This window comes from Meiothermus sp., from assembly GCF_025060375.1.
Classification (GTDB): domain Bacteria; phylum Deinococcota; class Deinococci; order Deinococcales; family Thermaceae; genus Meiothermus.
In genome coordinates this window covers 22,455-46,853 of the sequence record NZ_JANXCG010000084.1, presented here as the reverse complement: position 1 = coordinate 46,853, position 24,399 = coordinate 22,455, and the positions used below count along the sequence as shown (strand labels likewise).

Genomic DNA, 24,399 nt, shown 5'->3' with positions numbered 1-24,399 from the left:
CCTTCGTGCTGAGGTCTTATGTTTGGTTACGTCGTGCGAAGGTTGCTCCAGCTCGTCCCCACCTTTTTTGGGGCTACCCTGCTGGCCTTTCTGGTGATTCAGCTGGCGCCGGGTGATTTTGTGACCCGGCTCGAGCTCGACCCCACCCAGGACCGCGAGTCCATTGCCAATCTGCGCCAGCAGCTTGGCCTTGACCAGCCTCTGCCGGTTCAGTACGCCAAGTGGCTCTCGGGAATTTTTCAAGGGTATTTGGGCCTCTCCCTTTCCTACAAAACCGACGTGTGGAGCGTGATAGGCCAGCGCATTTTGAACTCTATGGTGCTGGTGGTGCTGGCTACCCTGATGATTTACCTGATCGCTATTCCCATCGGGGTCTATTCGGCGATTCACAAGTACACCTGGCCCGACCGCATCTTTACGGTGTTGGCCTTTTTGGGGCTGGCGATTCCCAACTTTTTCTTCGGCCTTATCATGCTCTTCCTGGCAGTCTGGCTCAATGACCTGACCGACATGCGCATCCTCCCCATTGGCGGGATGACCAACGAGTTCCTGCATCTGGGCAATATGACCCGTGCTGCCCAGTGGCTCTTCCCTTTTGCCCTTGTGGGTACCCTGGTCTACGGGACTCTCTTCTGGTTGCGTAGCCGCCGCGGCCAGACCCCTACCTTCGGTGTGTGGTTGGGCCTGGTGCTGTTTGGCGTGAGCAGCCTGTTGATGTTGGCGCCGCTTCTGCAAGGGCCGGGCCTGCCTGAACGTCTGCCCTACACCGAGTCGCCCCTTTGGGCCCGGGTCACCAACGTGCTGTGGCATGCTTTCCCGGTGGTCATCGTGGTGGGCACCTCAGGTCTAGCTGGGCTGATGCGGGTCATGCGGGGGCAGATGCTGGATGTGCTCTCCCAGGACTACATTCGCACCGCCCGGGCCAAGGGGCTCTCGGAGCGGGTGGTTATCTACAAGCATGCTCTTCGGAACGCGGTGATACCCTTCATTGCAGGGATTGGCGGGCTGTTGCCGGGCCTTATTGGCGGGGCGGGCCTGGTGGAGGTGGTCATGGCTTGGCCGGGCATTACGCCGGCCTTGCTGGAGGCCATATCGGCCATCGATGTCTACGTGATTATGGGCCTCATCACCATTACCACGGTGCTCCTGATGGTTGGAAACGTCATTTCCGACCTGCTCCTGGCCTGGGTAGACCCGCGCATCCGCTATAGCTAGGGGGTTGGGATGCCGAACCATAGCAAAGCTAACACTTCTGCTCAGAGCCGAAGCTTTTTCCAGCAAGCCTGGGTGCGCTTCAAGCGGCATCCCCTGGCCCGACTGGGCGCAGCGGTGCTCTTGGTCTTCTACCTAGGGGCTTTGTTCGCCGATTTTTTGGCACCCTATCCCGAGGAGAAGAGTTTTCGGGACTTTTCCTACGCACCCCCTACCCAGATTTTCTGGCGAGACGAGAACGGGCGCCTAACCCGCCCCTATGTCTGCGCTTCAGAACGGCGCAGGAATCCCGAGACCTTCAAGGTTGAGGTCATCACGGATTGTGAAAAGGGGCGTTACCCCATCTACTTCTTTGTAGAGGGTGAACCTTACCGGTTCTTGGGGGTCATTCCCTCCAACCTACACCTCTTCGGGGGGCCGTGGCTTCTGGAGGATAAGGCCAAGCTCTTCCTGTGGGGTGCCGACGATTTTGGCCGGGACATCTGGGGACGCATCTGGTTTGGGGCGCGCATTAGCCTCACCATCGGTATTTTTGCGGTAGCCTTGGCCCTCATCATCGGCATTTTCATGGGCAGCCTTGCGGGGTACTACGCGGGTCGTCCAGTCACCTTCAGCATCGGGGTTCTGAACCCCCAGTTCTGGCGTTTTATCCGGGCCAATCGCCCGGTGGATCACCTGATGGCCCTGCTGGGCCTCCTGCTCCTTTTGGGGCTAGTGTGGGCCATGGGCCAGGGCTACCAGCAGTACATCCGCCCCGACCTGCAGCGGGTGAGCACCCTAGCCCTAGCTGGCTTAGGCTTGGTTGTGGGTACAGCGCTGATGGGTATGTTGCTCTACTTTCTGGTCTGGCGCAGCCATCTGGCTCGAGCCTTGCTCTGGCTTTTGGTCTGGGTGGGGGTGGCCTGGTTGGTCTGGATTACGGTCTACGGCTTTTTGCAGACCAGCCGCGGCCTGGAGGCGGTCCTGGCCGGACTGGTTGGGGCGGTTTTGCTCGCGGCCATCGGCTACGTGCTGCTCTGGCCGCGGGTGGAGTTCGACCTGGACACGATTATCATGCGCACCGTGGAGGTGCTGGCGGCCATTCCTGACCTGTTCTTGCTTATCATCCTCTCGGTGCTCATACCCATGGAGGTGCCTCCCGCGGTGCGGTTTGTGTTGGTAGTGACCATTCTCTCCTTTGTGAACTGGGGGGGGCTGGCCCGGATTATCCGCAGCCAGGTGCTGCAACTTCGGGAGATGGAGTACGCCCAGGCTGCCCAGGCCCTTGGGGCTGGAGATGCCCGCATCGTTCTTCGGCACGTGCTTCCGGGGACCTATACTTACCTGATCGTGGCGGTCACCCTGGCGATTCCTGGGTTTATCCTGGGAGAGTCAGGCCTTTCGTTCCTGGGGTTGGGTATTCAGGAGCCAGCCACCTCCTGGGGGCTCATGCTCTCCAAGGCTCAGGCTACCGGCATTACTGCCTTTACTGAGCGACCCTGGCTTTTGATACCAGGGGTGTTCATCCTTTTGGCGGTGCTGGCCTACAACTTTTTGGGCGATGGTCTTCGCGACGCGTTGGACCCGCGCACCAAGGTGTAGGGATATAATGACCTGACGTTTGGGAGTAAGAATGGACGAGAACAGACTGGTTGAGGTCAAAGACCTAAAGGTGCACTTCTTCACCGACGACGGTGTGGTGAAGGCGGTGGATGGGGTTTCCTTCCACATCAATAAGGGGGAGACCCTGGCGGTGGTAGGGGAGTCGGGTTCAGGTAAGTCGGTAACCAGCCTGGCGATGATGCGCCTGATTCCCACCCCGCCGGGGAAGATTGTGGGTGGTCAGATGCTCTTTCGCGGCAAGGATGGAAAGCTGCGCGACCTGGCCAAGGAAGATGAGGCCACCATGCGGAGGATTCGGGGCAACGATATCGCCATGATTTTCCAAGAGCCCATGACCAGCCTGAACCCGGTTTACACTGTGGGCGACCAGATTGCTGAGGCCATCGTGCTGCACCAGGGTAAAAGCAGAAAGGAGGCCCTCGAGCAGGCCGCCGAGATGCTTGACCTGGTGGGCATCCCCGAGCCCAGGAAGCGCCTAGCCAACTACCCCCATCAGATGTCAGGGGGGATGCGCCAGCGGGTGATGATCGCGATGGCCCTCTCCTGCAACCCCTCCCTCCTCATCGCTGATGAACCCACCACGGCCTTGGATGTGACCATCCAGGCCCAGATTCTGGAGCTGATGAAGAAGCTTCAGGAAGAGATTGGTATGAGCATTCTCTTCATCACCCACAACCTGGGGGTGGTGGCCGAGATGGCTGACCGGGTGGTGGTGATGTACGCCGGTCGGGCGGTAGAGGAGGCCGATGTGGTGCCTACCTTCAAGAAGCCCCTGCACCCCTACACCATGGGCCTTCTGAACTCGGTACCCCGGCTCGATCTGGCGGCAGACCACCAGCAGCGGCTGGAGGCCATTCCGGGTAACGTGCCAAACCCCTTGGACCTGCCGCCAGGGTGCGCGTTTCACCCCCGCTGCAAGTTTTACAAGCCGGGCCTTTGCGACCAGGAGATACCCGTGCTTCAGGACGCGGGCGGCGGCCATATGGTGCGTTGTGTGCGCTGGGCTGAGATTGAGCGGGGAGAGGCGGTGGAGGCATGAGCGCGGTTGCTCCTGAGGTGGCCACCAAACCCTTGGTAGAGGTGAAACACCTCAAAAAGTGGTTTCCCATCCGGGGAGGGGTGCTCTCCCGGGTGGTGGCCCACGTCAAGGCGGTCAACGACGTGAGCTTCGCGGTGAGGAAGGGGGAGGTGCTGGGCCTGGTAGGGGAGTCAGGCTCGGGCAAGACCACCGTGGGCCGGACCATTTTGCGCCTTATTGAGCCCACCGAGGGCGCCATTAGCTTTGATGGGGTGGACATCACCCACCTTCCCAAGAACCAGCTCCGGGCCTACCGGCGCAAGATGCAAATCATCTTCCAGGACCCCTTTGCCTCCCTCAACCCGCGCATGACGGTGGGGGACATCATCGCCGAACCTTTGGTAATCCACAACCTCGAGAACTCCCCCAAAGCTCGGACCGAGCGTGTGGCGGAGCTTTTGCGAATGGTGGGATTAAACCCCGACCATGTGCGCCGCTACCCCCACGAGTTTTCCGGTGGGCAGCGGCAGCGCATCGGAATCGCCCGGGCCCTGGCGGTGCGCCCTGAGTTCATTGTGGCTGACGAGCCGGTCTCGGCGCTGGATGTTTCCATCCAGGCCCAGGTGGTGAACCTCCTGCAGGACCTCAAAGAGCAGCTTGGCCTGACCATCCTCTTCATTGCCCACGACCTGGCGGTGGTGGAGTACATCTCCGACCGGGTGGCGGTGATGTATCTGGGCAAGATCATGGAGCTGGCCACCTCCAAGGAGCTCTACCGCAACCCCCGCCACCCCTACACCGAGGCCCTGCTCTCGGCAATTCCCATGCCCGACCCCACCTTGAGGCGGGAGCGCATCGTACTTCAGGGGGATATCCCGAGCCCCATCAACCCCCCCTCGGGTTGTGTTTTTCGTACCCGCTGCCGCTACGCCATTTCCGAGTGCGCCCAGGTGGTGCCTGAGCTGAAGGAGGTGGCCCCCGGTCACTTCAAGGCCTGCATTCGCGACGACATACCGGGCCTTAGCTAGCGCCAGCCCCCATTTGCAGCGCCCTGTCCGCCGAAGGTGGGTTGCTAGCGGGCTTAGTTTGTGGGGGCGTACGGTAAGGGGAGTTTTGAGCTCCCTCTCACGCGGGCCTCTTGCTGTGGTGGTTAACTAGCCCTGTGCGGCGGGTTTGGTTCTGCCTGTTGGTGGCTGCGGTGGGGTTTGCAGAGGGTCAGGAAGCCTCGGTATACAAGGGTTTTGCCGAGCTGCGGCAGCCGCAAAACCTGCCTCCCAGGGAGTGGGTCTGGGAGCCGGGGGCGGCCCTATTTGAGAGCCTGGTGCCGGGCACGCTACGCCTTTTGGGGGTAGAGGAGCTCTCCCGTTGGGTAAGGGAGCCGGCTAAGTCAAGCCCTCTAGAGGCCTACGTGGGTAAGGAGGTGCAGTTCTATTGGGAGGGGCAGTGGCGTCGCGCCACCCTGGTGAGTGCCCAGCAGAACCTCTACCTCTACGAAGGGCGCTACTTGGTAGGCCTGCCTGGGGTGGTGGCCTACCCTGACCCCGGGGGTTTTAGCCTCCCTCCGGGCCCAAGGGTGGTCTTCCGCTACCGGGGAGGTGGGGATGCGGTGCTGGCCTACCTGACACGGGGGCTGAGTTGGAGCCCGCGCTACTCCTTGGAGGACGGGGTGTTGGTGGGGTGGGCTGCTCTAACCAACACCCTAGGCTACCCTTTGCGGCTGGGCCGCACCGAGTTGGTTGCGGGGCAGGTGCCGTTGGTGCAGGGGGAGCTCGCTGGGGCTGCCGTGCTGCGGGCCGCTCCGGTCATGGCGGAGGATCTGGGGGAGGTGGCTGGCACCTACCGGTACCGCCTCCCCGGGGAGGTAGAGGTAGGACCCGGGGTCACCGAGCTGCCCTTCCTGCAGGCCCAGGTGCAGCCGGTCTACGTCTGGCGCTTGCAGACGGGCTTCAGCACTGGCCGGGAGCTGTTTTTCAACCGAGGCTTCCGCTTTGTGGCGCCCCAGGGTCTGGCCGCTGGGGTGGTGAGCCTTTGGGAGCGAGGGGTTTTTGTGGGGCAGGCCGCCTTGGGGGATACCCCTAGGGGGGCGTCGGTGGTTCTCGTGCTCGGTCCTGACCCGGAGGGACGGGCTAGCCGGCAGGTGCAGGAAGTGGCCCGCAACCGCTTCCGGGTGACCACCGCCGTTCGCAACCCGAAGGCCTACCCCCTAGAGGTGGAGATACAAGAGGTCTTTCCCCAGCCTTTTGAGCTCGAGGCCGACGGCCTGGAGCGCCTGCCCGAGGGCTACCGCCTGCGCTTTGCCCTAGCCCCAGGCCAGAGCCACAGCTACGCTTATACCCTGGTTCTCCAGCCACGGTAGCGGTTTTCAGGTGCACAAGCATGGAGGTTGCTGGGCATGGATAGTTGCAGGCGTTTTGGGTTGGCGCTGGGGGGTGGGGGCGCGCGGGGCTATGCCCACATCGGGGTCATGCGGGTGTTGCAACGGGAGGGCTTCAAGCCCTGTTCCATCGCTGGCACCAGCATGGGCAGCATTATGGCCGCGATTTTCGCGGCGGGCCACAGCGCCGATAGGGTACAGGAACTGCTTTCGCAGACCTCTTTTTGGCGCTTCCTGGACATCAATCCCTTTGACGACATGCTCAACTTCAGCGAGCTGGTGCGGGTGCTGGAGCCCTTGCTGCCCCGGAGGATAGAGGATTTTCCCATCCCCCTGGGCATTACCGCCACCGACCTGGTTACCGGTACCGAGGTTTACTTCCGCCAGGGGGATGTTTTTCAAGCTATCCGAGCCTCCATCGCTTACCCCGGCGCCATCAACCCCATATGGGTAGACCACCAGCTTTTGGCCGATGGGGGTATCCTCAACCAGATTCCCGTGGACTTGGTGCGCTTCTTGGGGGCTGAGCGGGTGATTGCGGTGGACGTGACCCCCCTCCAGGTTCTGCGCGAGCAACCGCACAAGAAAACCTGGTGGGAACGGGTTTTTCGCCGAGGAATTGAGTCCAACCCCATTCAGAACGTTTACCGGGCGGTGGAGATCATGCAGATCCGGTTGGCTGAGGTAAAGCTGGCGGTTGCCCGCCCGGACCTGGTGCTGCGGCCTAGGCTAGAGGGGATTGGTCTTTTTAGCTTTCAGCAGCTCGAGCAGGCCATCCGAGATGGTGAGTCTGCGGCTGAAGGCGCACTGGAGGCCATTCGCGAGCTACTGCTGGACGGCTCAGACCAGGGGTCGGCTCAGCCCCCAGGCCTCTAGGGTACGGAACAACAGCTCCCGGGCTTCCTGGTCATCGGCGTAGTTGATGGTGTCGGTAGAGACCACCAGCACTGGAGAGAGGTCGTAAGCGGTTATCCAGGCCTCGTAGAGCTGGTTGAGCGAGGCCAGGTAGGCCTCCGGTATGCTCTGCTCGTAGGCCCGCCCCCGCCGGGCGATGTGGGCCTTCAGGGTCTTCACCGAGGCCCGGACGTAGATTAGAAGGTCGGGTTTGCGCAGGGCTGGGGCGATGCCCTCGTACAGGGCCAGATAGGTCTGCCAGTCCCGCTCGGTAAGATACCCCTGAAGCCTGAGGTTTTGGGCGAATATGAAGGCGTCTTCGTAAATGGTGCGGTCCTGAACCACGTGCTGGGCCGGGTTGATCTCCTCTAAGTGCTGCTTGAGCCGCTTTGCCAGGAAAAAGACCTGGGAGTGAAAGGCGAAGCGGCCCATGTCGGCGTAGAAATCGCTCAGGTAAGGGTTTTCATCTACCGCTTCGTAGACAGGGTGGAGCCCGTAGCGCTCCGCCAGGAGCTGGGTGAGGGTAGACTTGCCGGAACCGATATTGCCCGCGATGGCAACGTACATAGGACCCCTAAGACCAACCCAGACGACGCTGTACCTCTCCTACAACCCACTCCCGGTCGCTCTCCAGCTCGGCGAAGTTGAGCGTCTCGGTGTCCAACGTCAGCAGGGGATGGGGGTAGGTGGCAAAGTGCTGCTCGTAGGCCTCCTGAAGGCGCTCCAGGTAGGTGGGGGATATCCCCTCCTCAAAGGCCCGTCCCCGCCGGCGGATGCGCTCTAGGACAACGGGAAGGGGTGCCCTCAGGTAGAGGGTAAGGTTTGGGGTGGGTAGCTTGAGGGAGAGGCTGTTGTACAGCTCCCGGTAGAGCTCCCACTCTGCGCCGTTGAGGTTTATGGAGGCGAAGATGGCGTCTTTGTCGAAGAGGTAGTCGGCCACCACCCCCCGCACGAAAAGGCTTGGTTGGGCCAGGGGTAAGAGCTGCTTGTAGCGTGAGAGGAGGAAAAAGACCTGGGCTTTGAAGGCGTAGCGCGGGGGGTCTTGGTAGAAGAGGGGCAGGAAAGGGTTTTCCTCCACCACCTCCAGCAGGCTCTCGGCGCCTAGCCGCTGGGCCAGGAGGCGGGCCAAGGTGGTCTTTCCGACGCCAATGATGCCCTCAACAGCGACGTACACGCCCCATAGCCTCCCGGTTGGTGGCGGGGCTGTCAAGCGGGGGCTAGCGTCGGGCAATCATGGTCACCGTTACCTCCAGGCGCCGGCCGTTGCGCCAGACGGTGAGGTTGACCCGATCCCCCGGCCGAAAGCGAGCGATGGTCTGGGTGATCTCGCTGGCGTTGCGGACGGTGCGGCCGTTGATGGCCAGGATGATGTCTCCCAGGCTGACCAGCCGGCCCCTCGAGTCTCGCTCGGCCGCGCGCAGACCAGCCCGGGCTGCCGGTCCGCCAGGCTCCACCTTTTCAATCATGGCTCCGCGGGTGGAGAGCAGCCCGACCCGGCCCAGGAGGAGGGGGTCGAGCTCGTCCAGGTTGCGCAGGGTCACGCCCAAGTTGCCGCGTTGGGGTACGCCAAAGCGCTCGAGGTCGCTCACGCTTTGCCGAACCAGGTCAGCGGGAATGGCCACCCCCACCCCGCCCACCCCGCTCAGGTCGCCCAGCGTAGCGTTGGCCACGCCTACCACCCGCCCTTGCAGGTCGAGAACCGGCCCCCCGGAGTTTCCCTGCACGATTCGCGCGTCGGTAAAGAGCAGGTCGCCGATTTCCGAACCTACCTCAGGGTCGAGGTCGTTTTTCTCTGCCGTGGTGGGGCCAACACCGGCTAGGATTCCGTAGGAGGCCAGGTTGCGCTGGCCAAAAGGGCTACCGATCACCACCAGGCCCATCCCCACCGGCAGATTTTGGGAGCTGCCGAAGGCGAGTTGGGCTGGAGCGGTTACTCCCTGGACGCTCAGGATGGCGATGTCTATGCCTTTGTCCACGGCGAAAATTTGGGCAGGGAAGCTCCGCCCATCGAAGAGTTCTACGGTGATGTCCCGCAGGTCTTGAACGACGTGGTAGTTGGTGATGATGCGGTTGGGTGCGTAGAAAAAGCCAGAGCCGTTGGTGGGGCCTTCGTTTCCGGTTTGCGGGTCCCGCAGAATGCCGGTGACCTTGACCACGGCCGGCAGGGCCCTGCGAATTACCTCCACCCGGGCCACTTCCTCAGGGGTAGTCAGGCGGGGGGGTTGGGCTAGGGCCATGGAGAGAGCCCAGGTGAGGATGAGGAGGGGACGCATCATCGGCAAACCGCCCTCATTCTCATATGCCCTGGATAAGTAATCAATAGCCGTGCTGTTTAGGGTCTGCCTCGGGGATGGCTGGGCGGTTTAGCAGACCCCCAATAGGGGCCCCTTCTGAGAGGTGAAGAAGCCCCCTGCACAGCTGCTTGGGCAAAGAGGGGCCTCGGTAGACCAAGGCGGTGTACACCTGCACCAGCGTGGCCCCCTGCTCGAGCCGCTCCCAAACGTCCTTTGGGGTGAAGATGCCCCCCACCGAGACAATGGGCATACGGCCCCCCAGCTGCTTGTTCAGGTAGCGCAACACCTCCAGCGACCGCTGGGCCAAGGGGCGCCCTGAGAGGCCTCCCTCTTCCGGGTAGGGGGTCTTCAGCCCTTCCCGCTGGGTGGTGGTGTTGGTGGCGATGAGGCCCGAGAGGCCAAACCGCTCGGCCAGTTCCAGCACCTCGTCTATCTGGGGCCAGGTGAGGTCCGGGGAGATTTTGAGGAGAAGGGGTTTGCGCCCTTGCAAAAACCCGCTCAGCGTTCCCAGCAACTCTGCCAACAGCTCCTTCTCCTGCAACCTACGCAGGCCCGGGGTGTTGGGGGAGCTTACGTTGACCACAAAGTAGTCGCCGTAGGGCAGCAGCAAGGCCAGGCTCCTCAGGTAGTCCTGCGCGGCCTCCTCCAGGGGCGCGGCCTTGGACTTGCCCAGGTTGATGCCCAAGGGTACCGGAAGCTTGCCGTAGGCCTGCTGCCAGGCTGCGAGCCGCTGGGCCAGGGCCTCCGCACCGTCGTTGTTGAAGCCCATCCGGTTGACCAGGGCCTCCTCCTGGGGTAGGCGGAAGAGGCGGGGCTTGGGGTTGCCGGGCTGTGCCAAAGCGGTGACCGAGCCTATTTCCACAAAGCCAAACCCCAAAGCGGGCCAGGCCCGCAGGGCCAGGGCATTCTTGTCCAGACCGGCCGCCAGCCCCACTGGGTTGGGAAAGCGCAGGCCGAAAGCCTCTACCTCAAGACGCTCATCCTGCAACGAGAACAGCCGCTGAACCAGCCTCAACAGGGGGCCTCTTCGGGCCAGCCAGGCCAGCCCCTCGAGCACCCGGTCGTGCGCGGTTTCAGGGTCTTGCCGGAAAAGCCAGGGTCTGAGGAACGCGTACACGCTAGAGCATAGCACCCACCGAAGGACCCTAGCGGTAGCGCTCCAGCAGGTTTTTGGCGATGATAACCCTGAGAACCTCGCTGGTGCCCTCGCCAATGCGGGTCAGACGGGCGTCCCGCCAGTAGCGTTCCACCGGATACTCCTTGGTGTAGCCGTAGCCTCCTAGAATTTGGATGGCCTCGTCGCAGGCCCGCACCGCTGCTTCGGAGGCAAAGAGCTTGGCCTGGGCCGCGGCATGGCCGTAGGGCTTTCCCGCATCGCGAAGCTCAGCGGCTCTAAGGTAGAGCAGGCGGGCGGCTTCTAGCTCGGTCTCCATCTCGGCCAGTTTGTGGGAGATGGCCTGGAATTCGGCGATGGGCCGACCAAACTGCTCACGTTCCAGGGCGTACTTGGCTGCAAACTCCAAGGCGGCCCGCCCCAGCCCTACGGCCATGGCCGCGATTCCGATACGCCCCCCTTCCAGCACCTTCATTACATCGTAAAAACCTCTGCCGCGCTGCCCCAGCAGGGCCTCCTTGGGTAGCCTCAGGTTTTCAAAGATGAGCTGAGCCGTGTCGGAAGCGTTGAGGCCCAGCTTTCTCTCCTTGCGCCCCACCCTTAGGCCCTCAACGGGGGCGCTGAAGACCAGGGCCGAAATCCCCAGGTGCTTCTTCTGAGGGTTTGGAGCGGGGTCGGTGCGGGCGTTGATCACGTACACACCGGCCACCGAGCCCTGAGTGATGAACTGCTTGCTTCCGTTGAGCACGAACCCCTCGGGGGTTTCCTCGGCCCGGGTGCGCAGGGACGCCGCGTCGGAGCCACTGCCTGGTTCGGTCAGCCCCCAGGCCCCGAGGACCTCGCCGGAGGCCAGCGGGGGTAGGAACCTCCGCTTTTGTTCCTCGTTGCCTGCCAGGAGGATGTGACCCACGCAGAGGCTGTTGTGGGAGGCCACGGTAAGGGCCAGCGAGCCATCTACCGCTGCGATTTCCTCTACGATCCGTGCGAAGACGCGGGTGGGAAGCCCTGCACCTCCGTACTTCTCGGGCACCTGCGCCCCCATCACCCCCATCTGCCCCAGCTTGCGCACGATTTCAAAGGGGAAAGCCCCGCTCTCATCCCGTTCGGCTGCTGTGGGGGCTACCTCGGCCTGAAGGAATTCGCGCAGCGCGCCGATGATCTGGCGCTCCTCTGAGTCCAGCTCAAACCAAAGCTCCCGGGGGCGTTCGGCGGTCATGGTGGGTTTCCTCCTGTCAGGAGTATATCACTTTTTTGGTTGTGTGTTTTAAATACGTTACAAAATGACCCTGGCCCTTTCCAGAGGTGCGGGGAGTGGTATAGTGAGGGCACCGTGAATCCCCCACAGCTTGCCCATGCAGTTGTTTTGGGATTTCGCGCGGTGCTGGAGGAGCCTTTGAATGGAGCTTGAAGCCGGAGCCATCGTGGAAGGCCGAGTTACTCGGATTACCGATTTTGGCGCTTTTGTAGAGTTCCCCAACGGGGAGTCGGGCCTGGTGCACATTTCCCAGATCGCCCATCAGTTCGTGCGCAACATCCGGGACCACCTCCAGGAAGGGGACGTGGTTTCGGTTCTGGTCCTCGGCCGCGACGAGAGGGGTCGCCTCGACCTTTCTATCAAGGAGCTGACCCCGGCTCCGGTTGAACCCCCTCGGCCCAAGCGTCTGCCCCGCCAGGCCCCCGAGTTTGAGAACAAGCTCAAGAGCTTTTTGCGCGGCTCCGGGGGTGGGGGAAAGAAGCCAGGGGGGAAGGGAGGTCGCAAGCGTCGCTGAGGGCTAGCTGCCCTCTTCCTCAAAGCTCATTCCCATGATGCTGTAGCCCGCGTCCACGTAGATGGTCTGCCCGGTGGTACCGCTGGACAACGGGGAGAGCAGGTAAAGGCCCAGGTTGCCCACTTCCTCGTGGGTGATCATTCGGCCCAGGGGGGCGGTGGAGCTGTATTTGGCCACCATTTTGCGGAATCCGGGGATGCTCATGGCGGCTACAGTCCGTACAGCACCGGCGCTTATGGCGTTGACACGGATGTTTTTTCTCCCCAGCTCGTAGGCCAGGTAGCGCACGCTGGCCTCCAAGGCAGCTTTGGCAATGCCCATGACGTTGTACCGGGGTACTACCTTTTCCGAAGCATAGTAGGTGAGGGTGACCAGGCTTGCTCCTTCCCGTAAGAGCGGTTCGGCCTCGCGGGCCACGGCTACCAGGGAGTAGGCCGAGACCTGTAGAGCAGTGTTCCAGTCGGCAGCGGTGGTGTCTATGAAGCGCCCTTCCATAGCCGCTCTGGGGGCGAAAGCGATGGAGTGCACCAGACAGTCTAGCCCCCCCCAGGCGGCCGCCAGGTCGGCGAACATGGCCTTTAGGGCGGCCTCGTCGGTAACGTCCACCTGGTAGAGACGCCGATTGGGGTAGTCTGCGGTGAGCTTTTCCAGCTTTTCCCGCAGCCGCTCACCTTGGTAACTGAAAGCCACCTCGGCGCCGGCGGCACGAAGCTTCTGGGCGATGGCCCAGCCCAGGCTGTGTTCGTTGGTAACCCCCATGACCAGGGCCCTCTTGCCGGTTAGGTCTATGGCAACCATGACCCCCGTATCTTAACCCCTCCGGGCCCGTGGTAGGACATTTTTCTCTTTACAAAAAGAGTCAAGTAAGGCCAGACTGGACTCAAGAAGGGGGCTTTGTGGGAGGGTAGTTATGACAGCTGAGCGGGTGCAGAGGTTGGGTATCCAGTGTGAGTGGGTTCCGGGCACCATGGACCGGGTCTGGGTGCATCTTCCCGATCACGACCTGGAGGTTTCGCTCGAGCAGCTCCAGCGGGTGGCGGGGGTGGATGCTGTGTGGGAGCTTTACCTAAAAGGGCTGGTAACCCTTCCCTCCAGAGAGGAATTCTTCGAGGCCTTTGAGAAGCTGTAGGGCGTGCCGGGGGGCCGAAAAGCGTTGGCCCAACCAAGGGTGCCCCGCAGCTGAGGTGCAGGGAGACGGGGAGGGGCGGCTCCGTCCCCCCACCCATGTTTGCCCTAGCCTGCCGGTTTGGGCTGGCTTTAGACCCCGCTCCACCGCGAGCGGCGACACCCAGATACTTCCATTCCGGAGCGCTTACGCTATGATGGCCTGCTGGGTGGCCTTAGCCCCAAGCGCAGGCGGGCGGGCCTCTATTCCCCTTGGGAGGAAGCTTCGATGCCGGACCAGAACCGCTTTGGTGAGGACCGCCCCCTACGGGTGGCCGTGATTGGCTCAGGGCCTTCGGGTATTTACGCCACCGAGACCCTAATCAAGCAAGGTGAGGTGCCCGTGCGGGTGGATGTTTTTGACCGCCTACCTACACCTTTTGGTCTGGTTCGATATGGGGTAGCCCCCGACCATCAGACCATCAAGTCGGTCACCAAGGTCATGCAGAAGGTACTTCAAGACCCCAAGGTGCGCTTTTTCGGAAACGTAGCCTTTGGGCGTGACCTGAGCTATGAAGACCTGCGCCGCCACTACGATGCGGTGATCTATACCGTGGGCGCCTCGAGCGACCGCCACCTGAACATCCCCGGGGAGGACCTGCCCGGAAGCCTGTCGGCCACGGAGTTTGTGGCCTGGTACAACGGCCATCCCGACTACAGGGGCCTGCCTATGCGGCTGGATGCGCGCGGCGTGGCGGTGGTGGGGGTGGGCAATGTCGCGGTGGACGTAACCCGCATCCTGGCTAAGTCGGTGGAGGAGTTGGGCCGCACCGATATCGCTGACCACGCCCTGCCGGTGCTGGCCGAGAGCCGGGTTACCGATATCTACATGCTGGGTCGGCGGGGTCCGGCCCAGGCCAAGTTCACCACCAAGGAGCTCCGCGAGCTGGGGGAGCTGCTCAACGCGGATGTGGTGGTGCGCCCCGAGGAGCTGGAGCTTGACGAGAGAAGTGCGGCCTCCATCGCCGACCAGCCAAGCTTGCTCAAGAACCTGGAGGTGTTGCGGGAGTTTGCCGCGCGGCCCCTTTCAGGGAAGCCCCGCCGGGTGCACATCCGCTTCTTGGTCTCGCCGGTAGCTATCTTGGGCCAGGGCCGGGTGGAGCGGATTCGTCTGGAGAGGAACCGCTTGGACGAGAACCTGAACGCGGTGGGCACCGGGGTGTACGAGGAGCTTGAGGTAGGCCTGGTGCTGCGCTCGGTGGGCTACAGGGGAGTGCCGTTGCCGGGGGTGCCCTTCGATGAGCGCAGGGGCATCATCCCAAACCAGAGCGGTCGGGTTTTGCGGGACGGGGCGGTGGCCCCAGGGGAGTACACCGCGGGCTGGATCAAGCGGGGTCCCAACGGCGTGATAGGCACCAACAAGGCCGATGCAGCGGAGACGGTAAAGCTCCTCTTGGAGGATGTCCCCTACCTGCCGCTGGCCCAGGAGCCGAACCTCGAGGCGGTGCCCAGGCTTTTGCGGGAGCGGGGGGTGCGGTTTGTGAGCCTGGAAGGTTGGCTGAGGCTGGATGCGCTGGAGACCCAGCGAGGCCAGGCCCAGGGCCGCCCTAGGGTTAAGCTGACCAGCGTAGAGGAGATGCTCGAGGCGTTGCAGGACTAACAGTGGCTAAGGAGCGCCTGGACAAGGTGCTGAGCCACCTGGGGGTGGGCAGCCGAAGCGAGGTCCGCCGCATGGCTAGGGCGGGCCGGGTTAGGGTGGACGGCCAGGTGGTGCGCGACCCATCCTGCAAGCTTGACCCAGAGCGGGTTCGCATAGAGGTGGACGAAGCCCCTTTGGTCTACCGCCGGTACTTTCACCTCTTGCTGAACAAGCCAGCTGGCTGCATCACCTCTACCCGGGAGAGGGAGGGTGTGCCGGTCACCGCCCTCCTCCCCCCTCCTTGGCAGCGCCCCGACTGGATGCCCGTGGGGCGTTTGGACAAGGACGCTGAGGGGCTTTTGCTCCTCACCACCCATGGCGAGCTGGCCCACCGGCTGACCCACCCCCGCTGGAAGGTGTCCAAGCGGTACTACGTGGAGCTCGAGGCCCCTGCTACCCTCGAGGATGTCCAGGCCTTCGCCTCTGGACGGCTTTTGCTGGATGGCAAGCCCCTAAAGCCAGCCGAGCTTCGGCTCGGCCCAGACCCGCGGAGGGTGGAGCTGGTCCTGCTCGAGGGGCGTTTTCACCAGGTGAAGCGGATGTTTGCAGCTCGGGGAAACCGCGTGCTCTACCTACGCCGCATTTCCTTTGGCCCGCTGGAGTTGCCTGCCGACCTCTCTCCAGGGATGGCTCGAGCCCTGGAGCCGCAGGAGCTCGAGGCCCTCTACCGGACCGTGGGCCTCTCCTGCACCGGCTAGGGGCCTGTTCGTGCTTTGACAGCGCACAGCAAAAGGGAGGGTTCCGCTGGGCCTGGGCCGAGGGGCTGCCCCAGGGGCTACCCCACCGGCGCCCGCCCCAGCATCCTGTGCACCGCCCGGCCCAGGCGCCGGAGGCCCTCCTCGGTCTGCTCGCGGGTGGCGCTGGAGTACGAGAGGCGCAGGGTGTTCTTCCCGCTGCTGTCGGCAAAGAAGGGTTGGCCCGGTACAAAGGCCACCTTCTCCCTCACCGCCTGCTTCAGGAGCTCCAGGCTATCCAACCCCTCGGGAGCGGTCAGCCAAAAGAACATCCCCCCCTGCGGCACAATCCAGCCCATGTCCTCGGGCATGTATTTCTGCAGGGCCGAAAGCATCCAGCTGCACCGGGTCTGGTAGGTTTGGCGGATGCGCTCAATCTGGCCCCGGTACCACCCCTCGTCCCGCACCAGCTCGTAGACCAGCATCTGGTTGAGGGTGGGGGAGTGCAGGTCGGCCCCTTGCTTGGCGTACACAATCTTCTGGATGACCGGCTTGGGGCCCACCACCCAGGCCACCCGGAGCCCCGGGGCCAGGGTCTTGGAGGCGGTGGAGAGGTAGACCACGTTGCCCCCGCCCAGCTCCTGGTCCAGGGCGTAGAGGGTGGGGAGGGGCTGGCCGCTGAAGTAGAGTTCGGCGTAGGCGTCGTCTTCCAGGATGGGGGTCTGGTACTTGCGGGCCAGTTCCACGATGGCCCTGCGCCGTTCCAGGCCCATCAGGCGGCCCGAGGGGTTCTGGAAGGTGGGCATGACGTACATGAACCTGGGGCGGTGGGCCTCGAGGGCGGCCTCGAGCTCGTCCAGCCTCAGCCCTTCCTCGTCCATGCCAACCGAGATGTACTGGGGTTCGTAGGGGTTGAAGGCGCTCAGGGCCCCAAGATAGGTAGGGGCCTCAACCAGGACTTTTGAACCGGGGTCTATGAAGACCTTGCCAAAGAGGTCTAGGCCCTGTTGCGAGCCCGAGACGATCTGCACGTTTTCGTCCCTCGCTCCGGGCATCCGGCTTGCGACCCACTCCCTGAGGGGCAGGTAGCCCTCGGTGGTGCTGTACTGCAGGGCCTGAGGGCCGTGCTCCAGCAGGATGCGCTGGGTGGTCTCGGCGATGCGCTCGATGGGGAACAGGTCGGCAGCGGGCAGCCCCCCGGCAAAGCTGATAAAGCCCGGCTCTTGGGTGAGCTTTAGGATTTCTCGGATGGTCGAGGCCTGGATGCGTTGGGTGCGGGTGGCAAAGCGACCCTGAAGGTGGCTTTCTAGGTTTTTCACCCCTGTAGTCTACCCCCAAAGTGCTGCGGCCTCTATGGTTCCTGTTGCAAAGCCGTTAGGGTTCCTGGAACTCTCCCCTGACCCCCTCCAGCACCACCACGTCGCCGCTGTCTAGGTTGTAAAGCAGCTTTCCGCCCTCCACAAAACCGTCTTTGTTCTCGCTGCGCACGGGCTTCTCCTTGGTGCCGTAGAGAAAGGCGACCCGGTCTTTTTCCTGCACCACGGCAAGGGCTGCGGTGGTGGTGCGCCCTTCCTGCACCAGCCGCACCCCTCCAAGGAGCCGCAGGATTTCGTCGTCCACGTTGTAGACCATGCGCTCGGCGCTGCCTTTCAAGGGTTTTTCGCCCTGCCGCTCGAGCTCAATGGGCCCCGCGACCTGGGCCTCCCCGCTTTGGTTGTCGTAGTCCAGCCGACTGCCCCAGGCCCGGCTCTTTCCCTGCTGCACCTCTACCGCCCGGGGCTCGGGCTTGAGGTCCAGCTCGAGCCGGTCCTCCTCCTCGATGTAGCGGGCGGTGCCCCCGGTTAGGTAGACGTGGTCGTTCACCTCGCGGACCTGCTCCACCCGGGCAATGGCCCCATAGGCCCGCGCATCTTCCCCAAAGGTAATCTGGACCCGGAAAGGCGGCGGGTCGGCGAAAAGGGAGCGGGTCAGGGCCTTGCCCTCAGGCCTGGCGCCAATCCTCACGTCAAAAGCCTTCAGACTGCCGTCGTTTTGCTCGGCAGCCTCGAGCCGCACCTCCTGCCCCACCTGGAGGTCGGAGAACTTTGCGGGTTTGCCCTCCAGCCAGTAGCGGGTCAGGGCGTCGGTGAGGAAGACCTTATCGCCCAGGCTTAGGGTCTTCTTCTCCGGGTCCAGGGCGGTGATGGCTCCCCCATACAGGTCGCGCAGCTCGATGATGGCCGGGGGGTTGTCGGGGCCGGTCTTGACCACCACGATTCGCTTTCCCCGCCGCTCAATCTCGGCGGTGGTCTGGAAGGCGGGCTCGGCCTCGGGCTGGGCTAGGGCAAGAAGGAGCAGCAAGCCCGCCAGCCACCATGCCCAGCGCATGAATGGCATTATGGCACGCCTTGGATGAGTAGGGTAATGCCGCTCGGCTATACTGGTCCTTTGGCTATGGAGCTGCTGGGAAGCCTGGACTTTCACCGCGTTCGCGAGGCCCTGGCGGAGCGGGCCTCCACCCTCATGGGCCGGGAGGCCCTCCTGTCCCTCGAGCCCAAAGGGAGCCTGGAGGAAGCCCTGGCCCAGCAGGCGGCCGTGGCCGAGGCGCTGGCCTACCCCTACCGCATGGGAGGGCTTTCTGACCTGAGGCCGGCGCTGGAGGCCGCCCGGAGGGGCCTCCGGCTAGAAGGGGCGCAACTCCGCGAGGTGGCGGCCAGCCTGGAGGCGGCCGTGAACCTCAAGCACGAGCTGCTGGCGGTGGGGGAGCACCTCAGCCGCATCGCCCAGAGCATAGGGGAGCACGCCTACTTCCTTCGGCGTGTGGAGGAGTGCCTGGACGAGTCCGGTGATGTCCGCGACGAGGCCACCCCCCGCCTTCGGGAGATTCGGCGCAAGCTGAACCCCTTGCGCGAGCAGATACAGCAGCGGCTTATGGTCCTGATGGACCGCTATCCAGAGGCGATTCAGGAGCGGTTCATTACCCAAAGGCGGGAGCGCTACGTTGTTCCGGTGAAGGCCAGCTTCCAGCACCGGATTCCGGGCATTGTCCTTGACCAGTCCGACTCCGGCCTGACCCTCTACCTCGAGCCCGCCTCGGTGGTCCCGCTCAACAACCAGCTTGCGAGCCTGCGGCTTGAGGAGGAGGCGGAGGTAGGTCGGGTGCTCTTTGAGCTTTCCGCCCTGCTCGCCCAGGATGCGGAAGTGGACTCAACCCTAGGCGCCCTGGAGGCGCTTGACGTGGTCCGGGCGGCGGCCCTGCTGGCAGAGGACTGGGGGCTTACCCGGCCCCGCCTGAATGCCGAGGGGCGCTACCGGCTCAAGGGGGGCCGCCACCCCCTTATAGCCAGCCCGGTGCCCAACGACCTCGAGCTGGATGGGGAGCGGCGCATCCTGCTGCTTACCGGCCCCAACATGGGGGGTAAGACCGCGCTTTTGAAAACCCTGGGCCTGGCGGTGCTCATGGCCTGCTGCGGCCTCTACGTGGCTGCCCAGGAGGCCGACTTGGCCTTCCCCGACCGCATCTTCGTGGACATCGGCGACCGCCAGTCCATCCAGGAGAGCCTCTCCACCTTCGCCGCCCACCTGGTTCGCCTCAAGGCCGTGCTGGACTCAGCCAGCGAGCAGAGCCTGGTTCTCATAGATGAGCTGGGCTCGGGCACCGACCCAGAGGAGGGAGCTGCGCTGGCCCAGGCCATTCTGGAGGCTTTTCTGGCCCGGGGGGTGCGGGGCCTCATCACCACCCACCTCTCACCCCTCAAGGCCTTTGCCCAGGATACCCCGGGGTTGGTCAACGCCTCCATGCACTTTGACCTGACCCATCTGCGCCCTACCTACCGCCTGGTGGTCGGGGTCCCGGGGCGCAGCTATGCCCTTTCCGTTGCCCGGCGGCTGGGCCTGCCGGAGGCGGTGATGGTGCGGGCCGAGGCCCTCTTGGGGCCTGAGGGGGGGCGGCTTGAACGCCTGCTGGCCCTGCTGGAGCAGGAGCGGGAAGCCCTGCGGCAGGCTCGAGAGGCGGCCGAGGCCGAGCGGTCCTTGGCCGAGGAGAGGGCCCAGGCCCTATCCCACCGGCTGGCCGAGCTGGAGGCCGAGCGGGAGCGGTTTTTGGAGGAGGCCCGGGCAGAGGCTTTGCGGCTGGTCAAGGAGGCCCAGGAGCGCATCCAAGGGGTCCGCGAGCGGGCCAAGGCTCAGGGGCAGGGCCGGGCGCTGCAGGAGCTCCTGGCCCTGCGCGACCGCTACCGCCCCAAGGACTCCTCCACCGCTGCCCCGCCGGTCTGGCAGGTGGGCAGCCAGGTGTTGGTGCCCTCCTATGGGCCGGGCCGGATTGTGGAGCTGCGCGGGGAGGAAGCCTTGGTGCAGCTTGGCGCGGTGCGCCTGGTGGTGCCGTTGGCCTCCCTGAGACCAGCGGCACCAGCGGGGCCGGCCCGTCAGCCCTCGGCCTCCCGTAAAGCCCGGGTGGCCTCGGAGCTTGACCTGAGGGGCCTCACGGTGGAAGAGGCGCTTTTGGCGGTGGACGACTACCTGGATGAGGCCCAGGCCACCGCTACCACCCCGGTGCGCCTGCTGCACGGCAAAGGAACCGGGGCTCTGCGCAGCGCCCTGCGGGAGTTTCTCCGGCGGGACCGGCGGGTGGAACACTACCACGACGCCATGCCCTATGAAGGGGGGCACGGGGTTACGGTGGTGCACCTGAGGGGTTCCGGTTGAGGCCTGCAGGCTCCTTCGCTCATCTCATGCGGCGAGATTAGAGAAAAATTACTTTCAGGGCCACCCTTCTCATGAGAACCCCGGCTACCCTGTCCATATGGAAGCCATCGAACAACCCCTGATTCTGATTGTTGAGGACGAGAAGGACATCGCCCGGTTTATTGAGCTCGAGCTGCAGGCTGAAGGCTACCGAACCGAGGTAGCCTACGACGGCATAACCGGCCTCTCCCGCTTTCGCGAAACCAACCCCAACCTGGTGGTGATGGACTTGATGCTGCCGGTGATGGATGGGCTGGAGGTGGCCCGGCGCATCCGAAAAACCTCCAACGTGCCCATCATCATCCTCACGGCCAAGGACCGGGTGGAGGACAAGGTGGAGGGGCTGGACGCCGGTGCGGACGACTACCTGGTCAAGCCCTTTTCCATCGAGGAGCTCCTGGCCCGTATCCGGGCCCACCTGCGCCGGGTTACCCCAGCTATCACCGGGGAGATACGCGTTGCTGACCTGATCATCAACCTCGAGGGACGCGAGGTCTACCGGGGTGGCCGGCGCATTGAGTTTTCCAACAAGGAGTTTGAACTCCTGGAGCTCTTAGCCAAGAGCCCCGGCAAGGTCTTCAGCCGCTTTGAGATTGAGGAGAAGGTCTGGCCGGGCTACCAGGGCGGATCAAACGTGGTGGACGTCTACATCGGTTATCTGAGGAAGAAGCTCGAAGGGGCGGGGGAGCGCCGCTTGATCCACACCGTGCGCGGAATTGGCTACGTTTTGAGGGAGGATTAGGAAGGTGGCTGGGTTCCTGCCCGCCAACACCGCGCTTGTGCCGGGGCCACCCGTACGGCCCGAATTCTGGAGGGGAAGAGGGGCCTCAGGCTGTCCGTTTGCCGCTGCCCTTACTGCGGTCGTCGGCACTTGGACCGCCCTCCCCTAAGGCCTTTGCTAGCCTGAGGGAGATGGGCTATGGACGATAGAAGGCTCAACCTCCTGCGTCTGCTGATCGGTGTGGGCATCCTGGCCTACTTTGGCGGGCTGGCCCTGCGGCCCAGCCCGCAGCCGACAGAGGAGGCTGCACCATCCCCGGCAGCTAGGCCTGTACAGCTCAGTGCCCCAGCCTGCTCTGGCCGGATTGAACAGGTGACCATAGGCAACTACGAGGTGCGGTTGCGCATAACCGGCTCAGCCAGCATCATCCTGGTCTACACTGACCAGGGCAACGTAACCGCCTCCACCACCGAGGCCGGCAGCGCGGGCGAGTACCGGGTGCGCACCCCAGGGCCGGCCACGGCCGTACAGCTCGACGGCTGCCCTCCCCTGAACCTGAGGTAGGCCGGCCAGGGAGGGCTACATCGGACGCTCAGCGTTTTGCCCTGCAAGGTCAGCCCCACCGCCCCAGCGCCGGGCAACGGGCCGAGCAGTGGCAGGGTGCGGGGAGGCCTCAAAAGCGCGACTCCGGGGATGGCTGGCCCCGGAGTCTTCGCTTCCTGGTACTGGTGGGCGATGTAGGATTTGAACCTACGACCCCACGCGTGTGAAGCGTGTGCTCTCCCGCTGAGCTAATCGCCCAAACGCAGAAGTAAGGGTAACACCGGCTTGGGGTGGTGTCAAGCTATGATGGGCCGCATGGCGCAAGCGTTGCTGGTCAAAATCGGAGGCAGCCTTAGAGAGGCAGGGGAACTCTTGGACGAGCTGGCCGGCTATCCAGGCCCGCTGGTTCTGGTCCATGGAGGGGGGCCCCGAATAGGCGAGTGGCTTGCACGGATGGGCTTTGAGACCCGCTTCCAGCGGGGCTTGCGGGTAACCCCGCCCGACCAGATGGAACTGGTGGAGATGGTCCTCACCACTTTGGGAAAGGAGCTGGCGGCGGGCCTTTCCCGCCGGGGGCGGCCCACGGTGGCCCTTTCGGGGCGGGATGGCCTGATGCTGCAGGCCCGGGTGGTGGACGAGGCCTTGGGGAGGGTGGGGGAGGTGGAGCGGGTTAGGGCCACCTTGCTCGAGCAGATGCTCCAGGCGGGTGTGACCCCTTTGGTGGCCCCCATCGGGCTAGACGAGGTAGGGCCGCTCAACATCAACGCCGACACCGCTGCGGGGGCTGTTGCCGGGGCACTGGGTCTGCCGGCGGTTTTTTTGACCGATGTGGAGGGGGTGCTGCGCGATCCCAAAGACCCTTCCAGCCGCCTCCCCGTCCTAAGCCGGGCAGAGGTGCGGGTGCTGATGGACCAAGGCGTCATCTCGGGGGGGATGATTCCCAAGGTGGAGGCAGCCCTGAACGCCCTGGCCCGGGGAGCCCCGTGGGCCGCTGTGGCCAAGGGGGGACCTGGGGTGCTGCAGGGCTTGTTGGAGGGCACCTTGGGGACCCGGTTGCTGGGCTAGCGGCCCTGGCTCAGGACCTCGCCGATCCTGCGGCGGACGGCCTCCAAGGTTGCAGGGTCCTTCTGCCAGTCGCGCATGCTCCGGGCCATGGCCTGCTCGAGCCCGTCCAGCCGTAGGCTTAGGCCCCGCTCCCGCAACAGCCGGAGGTACTCGTAGTCCTCCACCCCATCCCGCAGCCACTTGGCCCGGATGGAGGGCACCACCCGGTCGGGCCAGCCCACCTCGCGCCCCGGGTAGAACCAGAGGCCGTCCCCGTTGTAGGCGCGCCCCGCATTGAAGTAGCGCACATCCGTCCAGGGGTCCTGGCCCCGGTCGGGGTCGTAGTGGTCCGCTGCCCAGCCTAGGACTCCGCTGAAGCCAAGGTTGTGGGCCAAAAACCCTGTGGATATTCGCCAGTTGAGGGGGCTGTAGTCAAGGAGCCACTGGGGGGCGTAGGGGGTCTTGGGATTGATTAGGGCGGTGTAGTACCAAAAGCTACTGCCCTTGCTTCGCGCGGCTTCCCATAGGCCGTTTTTCTGGGCTTCCTCGTACATCTCGGCGTTGATGGCAAAGATGTCCACCAGCGGCCGGCCGTTGCCGTCGTCTAGGAGCTCCGGGCGGGGGGAGAGGGTGCTCAGATGGAGCACACCGGCTGCCCGCAGGTTGGCCGCCCAGGCCCGGATTTCGGGCAGTAGGCTCTGAGGACAGACGTCTAGCTCGTCAAAGGTGAAGTTGTAGATGGGCACCCCCACCTGTCGGGCGGCCTTGGCCGCGGCCAGTTCGGCCACCGGGGGGGCGGGTTTGGCCCGGCAGGTGTGGGCGTTGGCCCCACTCCAAAACCCCAGGTCAATGCTGTTGAGGCCGTGATTGCGGGCGAACTCCAGGGCCTCTTCTGGTTCAACCCGTCCTGGCATCAAGCGATGCCTGAGCAGCTCGAGCCGAGCAGCTTTGCTCTTCGTCCGCCAAAGGGGGACAAAGGAGTAGAGGCTGGGCCGCAAGGGCAGCTCGAAGCCCCATACGACCAGACGGATACGCCCCTCCAGGCTTCCGTTCTCCGCCAGAATGCGGTAGCTGCCCTCGTAGGTCCCCGCCGGTGCCCCGCGGGGCACCGCGATATCCACCCAGAAGGGCTGGTTGCGCCCTGGGCTTACATCCACCGGAACCGCCCGGTAGCGTCCGCCTGGGGCCTCAAAGGGGATTAGCGCATCGGGGTACCAGCCTGCTCCCTGCGAGCGGTTCCCCTCCTCCAGGCTAGGGCTGGGCTCACGCACCTCCACGTAGTGCTGCCGGTAGAGGCTCAGGTGTTCTGTCCCGATGACCGCCCCTCCAGGGCCCCTGAGCGCGGAGAACTCCAGGCGGGCATTTCTGACCCCTCTGGGGCCGCTTAGCACCACCTGGAACGACTCCACCTCGCCCCGTGCGGCATAGAGCGTGAAGGGTTCCAGGGGACGGGGCGGTTCCTCTGGCCGGATGCGCTCGAGGGAGCCCGTGGCCCAGGCCTGGATGGGGCCTTGAGGGTCAATGGTTGCGCGGGGGGCTGGGCAACCGGTTAGGAGGCCTGCTAGAAGAAAAAGTGGCCAAAACCGCCTCCTCATAGTCTTCAATTTAGCTGCGT

At 64.1% G+C, this 24,399-nt stretch carries 23 protein-coding genes and 1 tRNA gene; 14 read left to right on the top strand and 10 right to left on the bottom strand.

From position 1 onward, the window contains the following. The first annotated feature begins 18 nt into the window (after positions 1–18). The 6 genes from NZ849_RS10290 to NZ849_RS10265 all read left to right on the top strand — a co-directional run bounded on the left by NZ849_RS10290 (position 19) and on the right by NZ849_RS10265 (position 7,082). Positions 19–1,215, top strand: a complete 1,197-nt coding sequence (locus NZ849_RS10290) for an ABC transporter permease (RefSeq protein WP_295406885.1) — start codon at positions 19–21, stop codon at positions 1,213–1,215. A gap of 9 nt (positions 1,216–1,224) precedes the next feature. Then, positions 1,225–2,793 carry an ABC transporter permease gene (locus NZ849_RS10285; RefSeq protein WP_295406882.1) on the top strand — a complete coding sequence of 523 codons (1,569 nt, stop codon included), beginning with the start codon at positions 1,225–1,227 and terminating at the stop codon, positions 2,791–2,793. Positions 2,794–2,824: 31 nt separating this feature from the next. Then, positions 2,825–3,853, top strand: a complete 1,029-nt coding sequence (locus NZ849_RS10280; protein WP_295406879.1) for an ABC transporter ATP-binding protein — start codon at positions 2,825–2,827, stop codon at positions 3,851–3,853. Further along, complete coding sequence (locus NZ849_RS10275; protein ID WP_295406876.1) at positions 3,850–4,860, top strand: ABC transporter ATP-binding protein; 1,011 nt, start codon at positions 3,850–3,852, stop codon at positions 4,858–4,860. The genes NZ849_RS10280 and NZ849_RS10275 overlap by 4 nt, the downstream gene beginning before the upstream one ends. 134 nt (positions 4,861–4,994) lie before the next feature. Then, positions 4,995–6,188 carry a hypothetical protein gene (locus tag NZ849_RS10270; protein ID WP_295406873.1) on the top strand — a complete coding sequence of 398 codons (1,194 nt, stop codon included), beginning with the start codon at positions 4,995–4,997 and terminating at the stop codon, positions 6,186–6,188. A gap of 36 nt (positions 6,189–6,224) precedes the next feature. Further along, complete coding sequence (locus NZ849_RS10265) at positions 6,225–7,082, top strand: patatin-like phospholipase family protein (protein WP_295406870.1); 858 nt, start codon at positions 6,225–6,227, stop codon at positions 7,080–7,082. On the opposite strand, the gene NZ849_RS10260 is transcribed toward NZ849_RS10265, so the two are convergent. The 5 genes from NZ849_RS10260 to NZ849_RS10240 are packed head-to-tail and all read right to left on the bottom strand — an operon-like array spanning position 7,047 to position 11,724. Further along, the gene (locus NZ849_RS10260) at positions 7,047–7,667 is read right to left on the bottom strand and encodes a deoxynucleoside kinase (protein WP_295406866.1); all 621 of its coding nucleotides are present in this window, start codon (positions 7,665–7,667) and stop codon (positions 7,047–7,049) included. The genes NZ849_RS10265 and NZ849_RS10260 overlap by 36 nt on opposite strands. A gap of 7 nt (positions 7,668–7,674) precedes the next feature. Further along, complete coding sequence (locus NZ849_RS10255; RefSeq protein WP_295406862.1) at positions 7,675–8,274, bottom strand: deoxynucleoside kinase; 600 nt, start codon at positions 8,272–8,274, stop codon at positions 7,675–7,677. 43 nt (positions 8,275–8,317) lie between these two features. Next, positions 8,318–9,373 (bottom strand): trypsin-like peptidase domain-containing protein, encoded by a 1,056-nt coding sequence (locus NZ849_RS10250; RefSeq protein ID WP_295406909.1) that lies wholly within the window; start codon positions 9,371–9,373, stop codon positions 8,318–8,320. 43 nt (positions 9,374–9,416) lie between these two features. Next, the gene (locus tag NZ849_RS10245) at positions 9,417–10,511 is read right to left on the bottom strand and encodes a quinone-dependent dihydroorotate dehydrogenase (protein ID WP_295406859.1); all 1,095 of its coding nucleotides are present in this window, start codon (positions 10,509–10,511) and stop codon (positions 9,417–9,419) included. Between the two features lie 28 nt (positions 10,512–10,539). After that, positions 10,540–11,724, bottom strand: coding sequence for an acyl-CoA dehydrogenase family protein (locus tag NZ849_RS10240; RefSeq protein ID WP_295406856.1), 1,185 nt, complete (start codon positions 11,722–11,724; stop codon positions 10,540–10,542). Between the two features lie 181 nt (positions 11,725–11,905). On the opposite strand from NZ849_RS10240, the gene NZ849_RS10235 reads away from it, so the two are divergent. Continuing rightward, positions 11,906–12,277 carry a S1 RNA-binding domain-containing protein gene (locus tag NZ849_RS10235; protein WP_295406852.1) on the top strand — a complete coding sequence of 124 codons (372 nt, stop codon included), beginning with the start codon at positions 11,906–11,908 and terminating at the stop codon, positions 12,275–12,277. A gap of 3 nt (positions 12,278–12,280) precedes the next feature. On the opposite strand, the gene NZ849_RS10230 is transcribed toward NZ849_RS10235, so the two are convergent. After that, a complete protein-coding gene (locus NZ849_RS10230) occupies positions 12,281–13,075 on the bottom strand; it encodes an enoyl-ACP reductase (protein WP_295406849.1) in 795 nt (264 codons plus the stop codon). Between the two features lie 112 nt (positions 13,076–13,187). Between NZ849_RS10230 and NZ849_RS10225 the strand changes: the two genes are divergently transcribed. The 3 genes from NZ849_RS10225 to NZ849_RS10215 all read left to right on the top strand — a co-directional run bounded on the left by NZ849_RS10225 (position 13,188) and on the right by NZ849_RS10215 (position 15,778). Then, on the top strand, positions 13,188–13,406 hold the full coding sequence (locus tag NZ849_RS10225) for a hypothetical protein (RefSeq protein WP_295406846.1): 219 nt from the start codon (positions 13,188–13,190) through the stop codon (positions 13,404–13,406). A gap of 264 nt (positions 13,407–13,670) precedes the next feature. Continuing rightward, positions 13,671–15,041 (top strand): FAD-dependent oxidoreductase, encoded by a 1,371-nt coding sequence (locus NZ849_RS10220; RefSeq protein WP_295406843.1) that lies wholly within the window; start codon positions 13,671–13,673, stop codon positions 15,039–15,041. 2 nt (positions 15,042–15,043) lie between these two features. After that, entirely contained in the window at positions 15,044–15,778 is a 735-nt protein-coding gene (locus NZ849_RS10215) for a pseudouridine synthase (RefSeq protein WP_295406840.1), read from the top strand. A gap of 77 nt (positions 15,779–15,855) precedes the next feature. On the opposite strand, the gene NZ849_RS10210 is transcribed toward NZ849_RS10215, so the two are convergent. After that, complete coding sequence (locus tag NZ849_RS10210) at positions 15,856–17,073, bottom strand: PLP-dependent aminotransferase family protein (RefSeq protein ID WP_295406837.1); 1,218 nt, start codon at positions 17,071–17,073, stop codon at positions 15,856–15,858. 55 nt (positions 17,074–17,128) lie between these two features. After that, complete coding sequence (locus NZ849_RS10205; protein ID WP_295406834.1) at positions 17,129–18,121, bottom strand: DUF5666 domain-containing protein; 993 nt, start codon at positions 18,119–18,121, stop codon at positions 17,129–17,131. 66 nt (positions 18,122–18,187) lie between these two features. On the opposite strand from NZ849_RS10205, the gene NZ849_RS10200 reads away from it, so the two are divergent. The 3 genes from NZ849_RS10200 to NZ849_RS10190 all read left to right on the top strand — a co-directional run bounded on the left by NZ849_RS10200 (position 18,188) and on the right by NZ849_RS10190 (position 21,761). After that, entirely contained in the window at positions 18,188–20,437 is a 2,250-nt protein-coding gene (locus NZ849_RS10200; protein ID WP_295406831.1) for a Smr/MutS family protein, read from the top strand. Between the two features lie 97 nt (positions 20,438–20,534). Beyond that, the gene (locus NZ849_RS10195) at positions 20,535–21,218 is read left to right on the top strand and encodes a response regulator transcription factor (protein WP_295406827.1); all 684 of its coding nucleotides are present in this window, start codon (positions 20,535–20,537) and stop codon (positions 21,216–21,218) included. Between the two features lie 177 nt (positions 21,219–21,395). Continuing rightward, the gene (locus NZ849_RS10190) at positions 21,396–21,761 is read left to right on the top strand and encodes a hypothetical protein (RefSeq protein ID WP_295406824.1); all 366 of its coding nucleotides are present in this window, start codon (positions 21,396–21,398) and stop codon (positions 21,759–21,761) included. A gap of 162 nt (positions 21,762–21,923) precedes the next feature. Here the strand turns inward: NZ849_RS10190 and NZ849_RS10185 are convergent. After that, a tRNA-Val gene (locus NZ849_RS10185) sits at positions 21,924–21,998 on the bottom strand. A gap of 57 nt (positions 21,999–22,055) precedes the next feature. Between NZ849_RS10185 and argB the strand changes: the two genes are divergently transcribed. Further along, entirely contained in the window at positions 22,056–22,805 is a 750-nt protein-coding gene (gene argB, locus NZ849_RS10180) for an acetylglutamate kinase (RefSeq protein WP_295406821.1), read from the top strand. Here argB and NZ849_RS10175 read toward each other — a convergent pair. Further along, the gene (locus NZ849_RS10175; RefSeq protein ID WP_295406818.1) at positions 22,802–24,379 is read right to left on the bottom strand and encodes a glycoside hydrolase domain-containing protein; all 1,578 of its coding nucleotides are present in this window, start codon (positions 24,377–24,379) and stop codon (positions 22,802–22,804) included. The genes argB and NZ849_RS10175 overlap by 4 nt on opposite strands. Positions 24,380–24,399 lie beyond the last annotated feature (20 nt).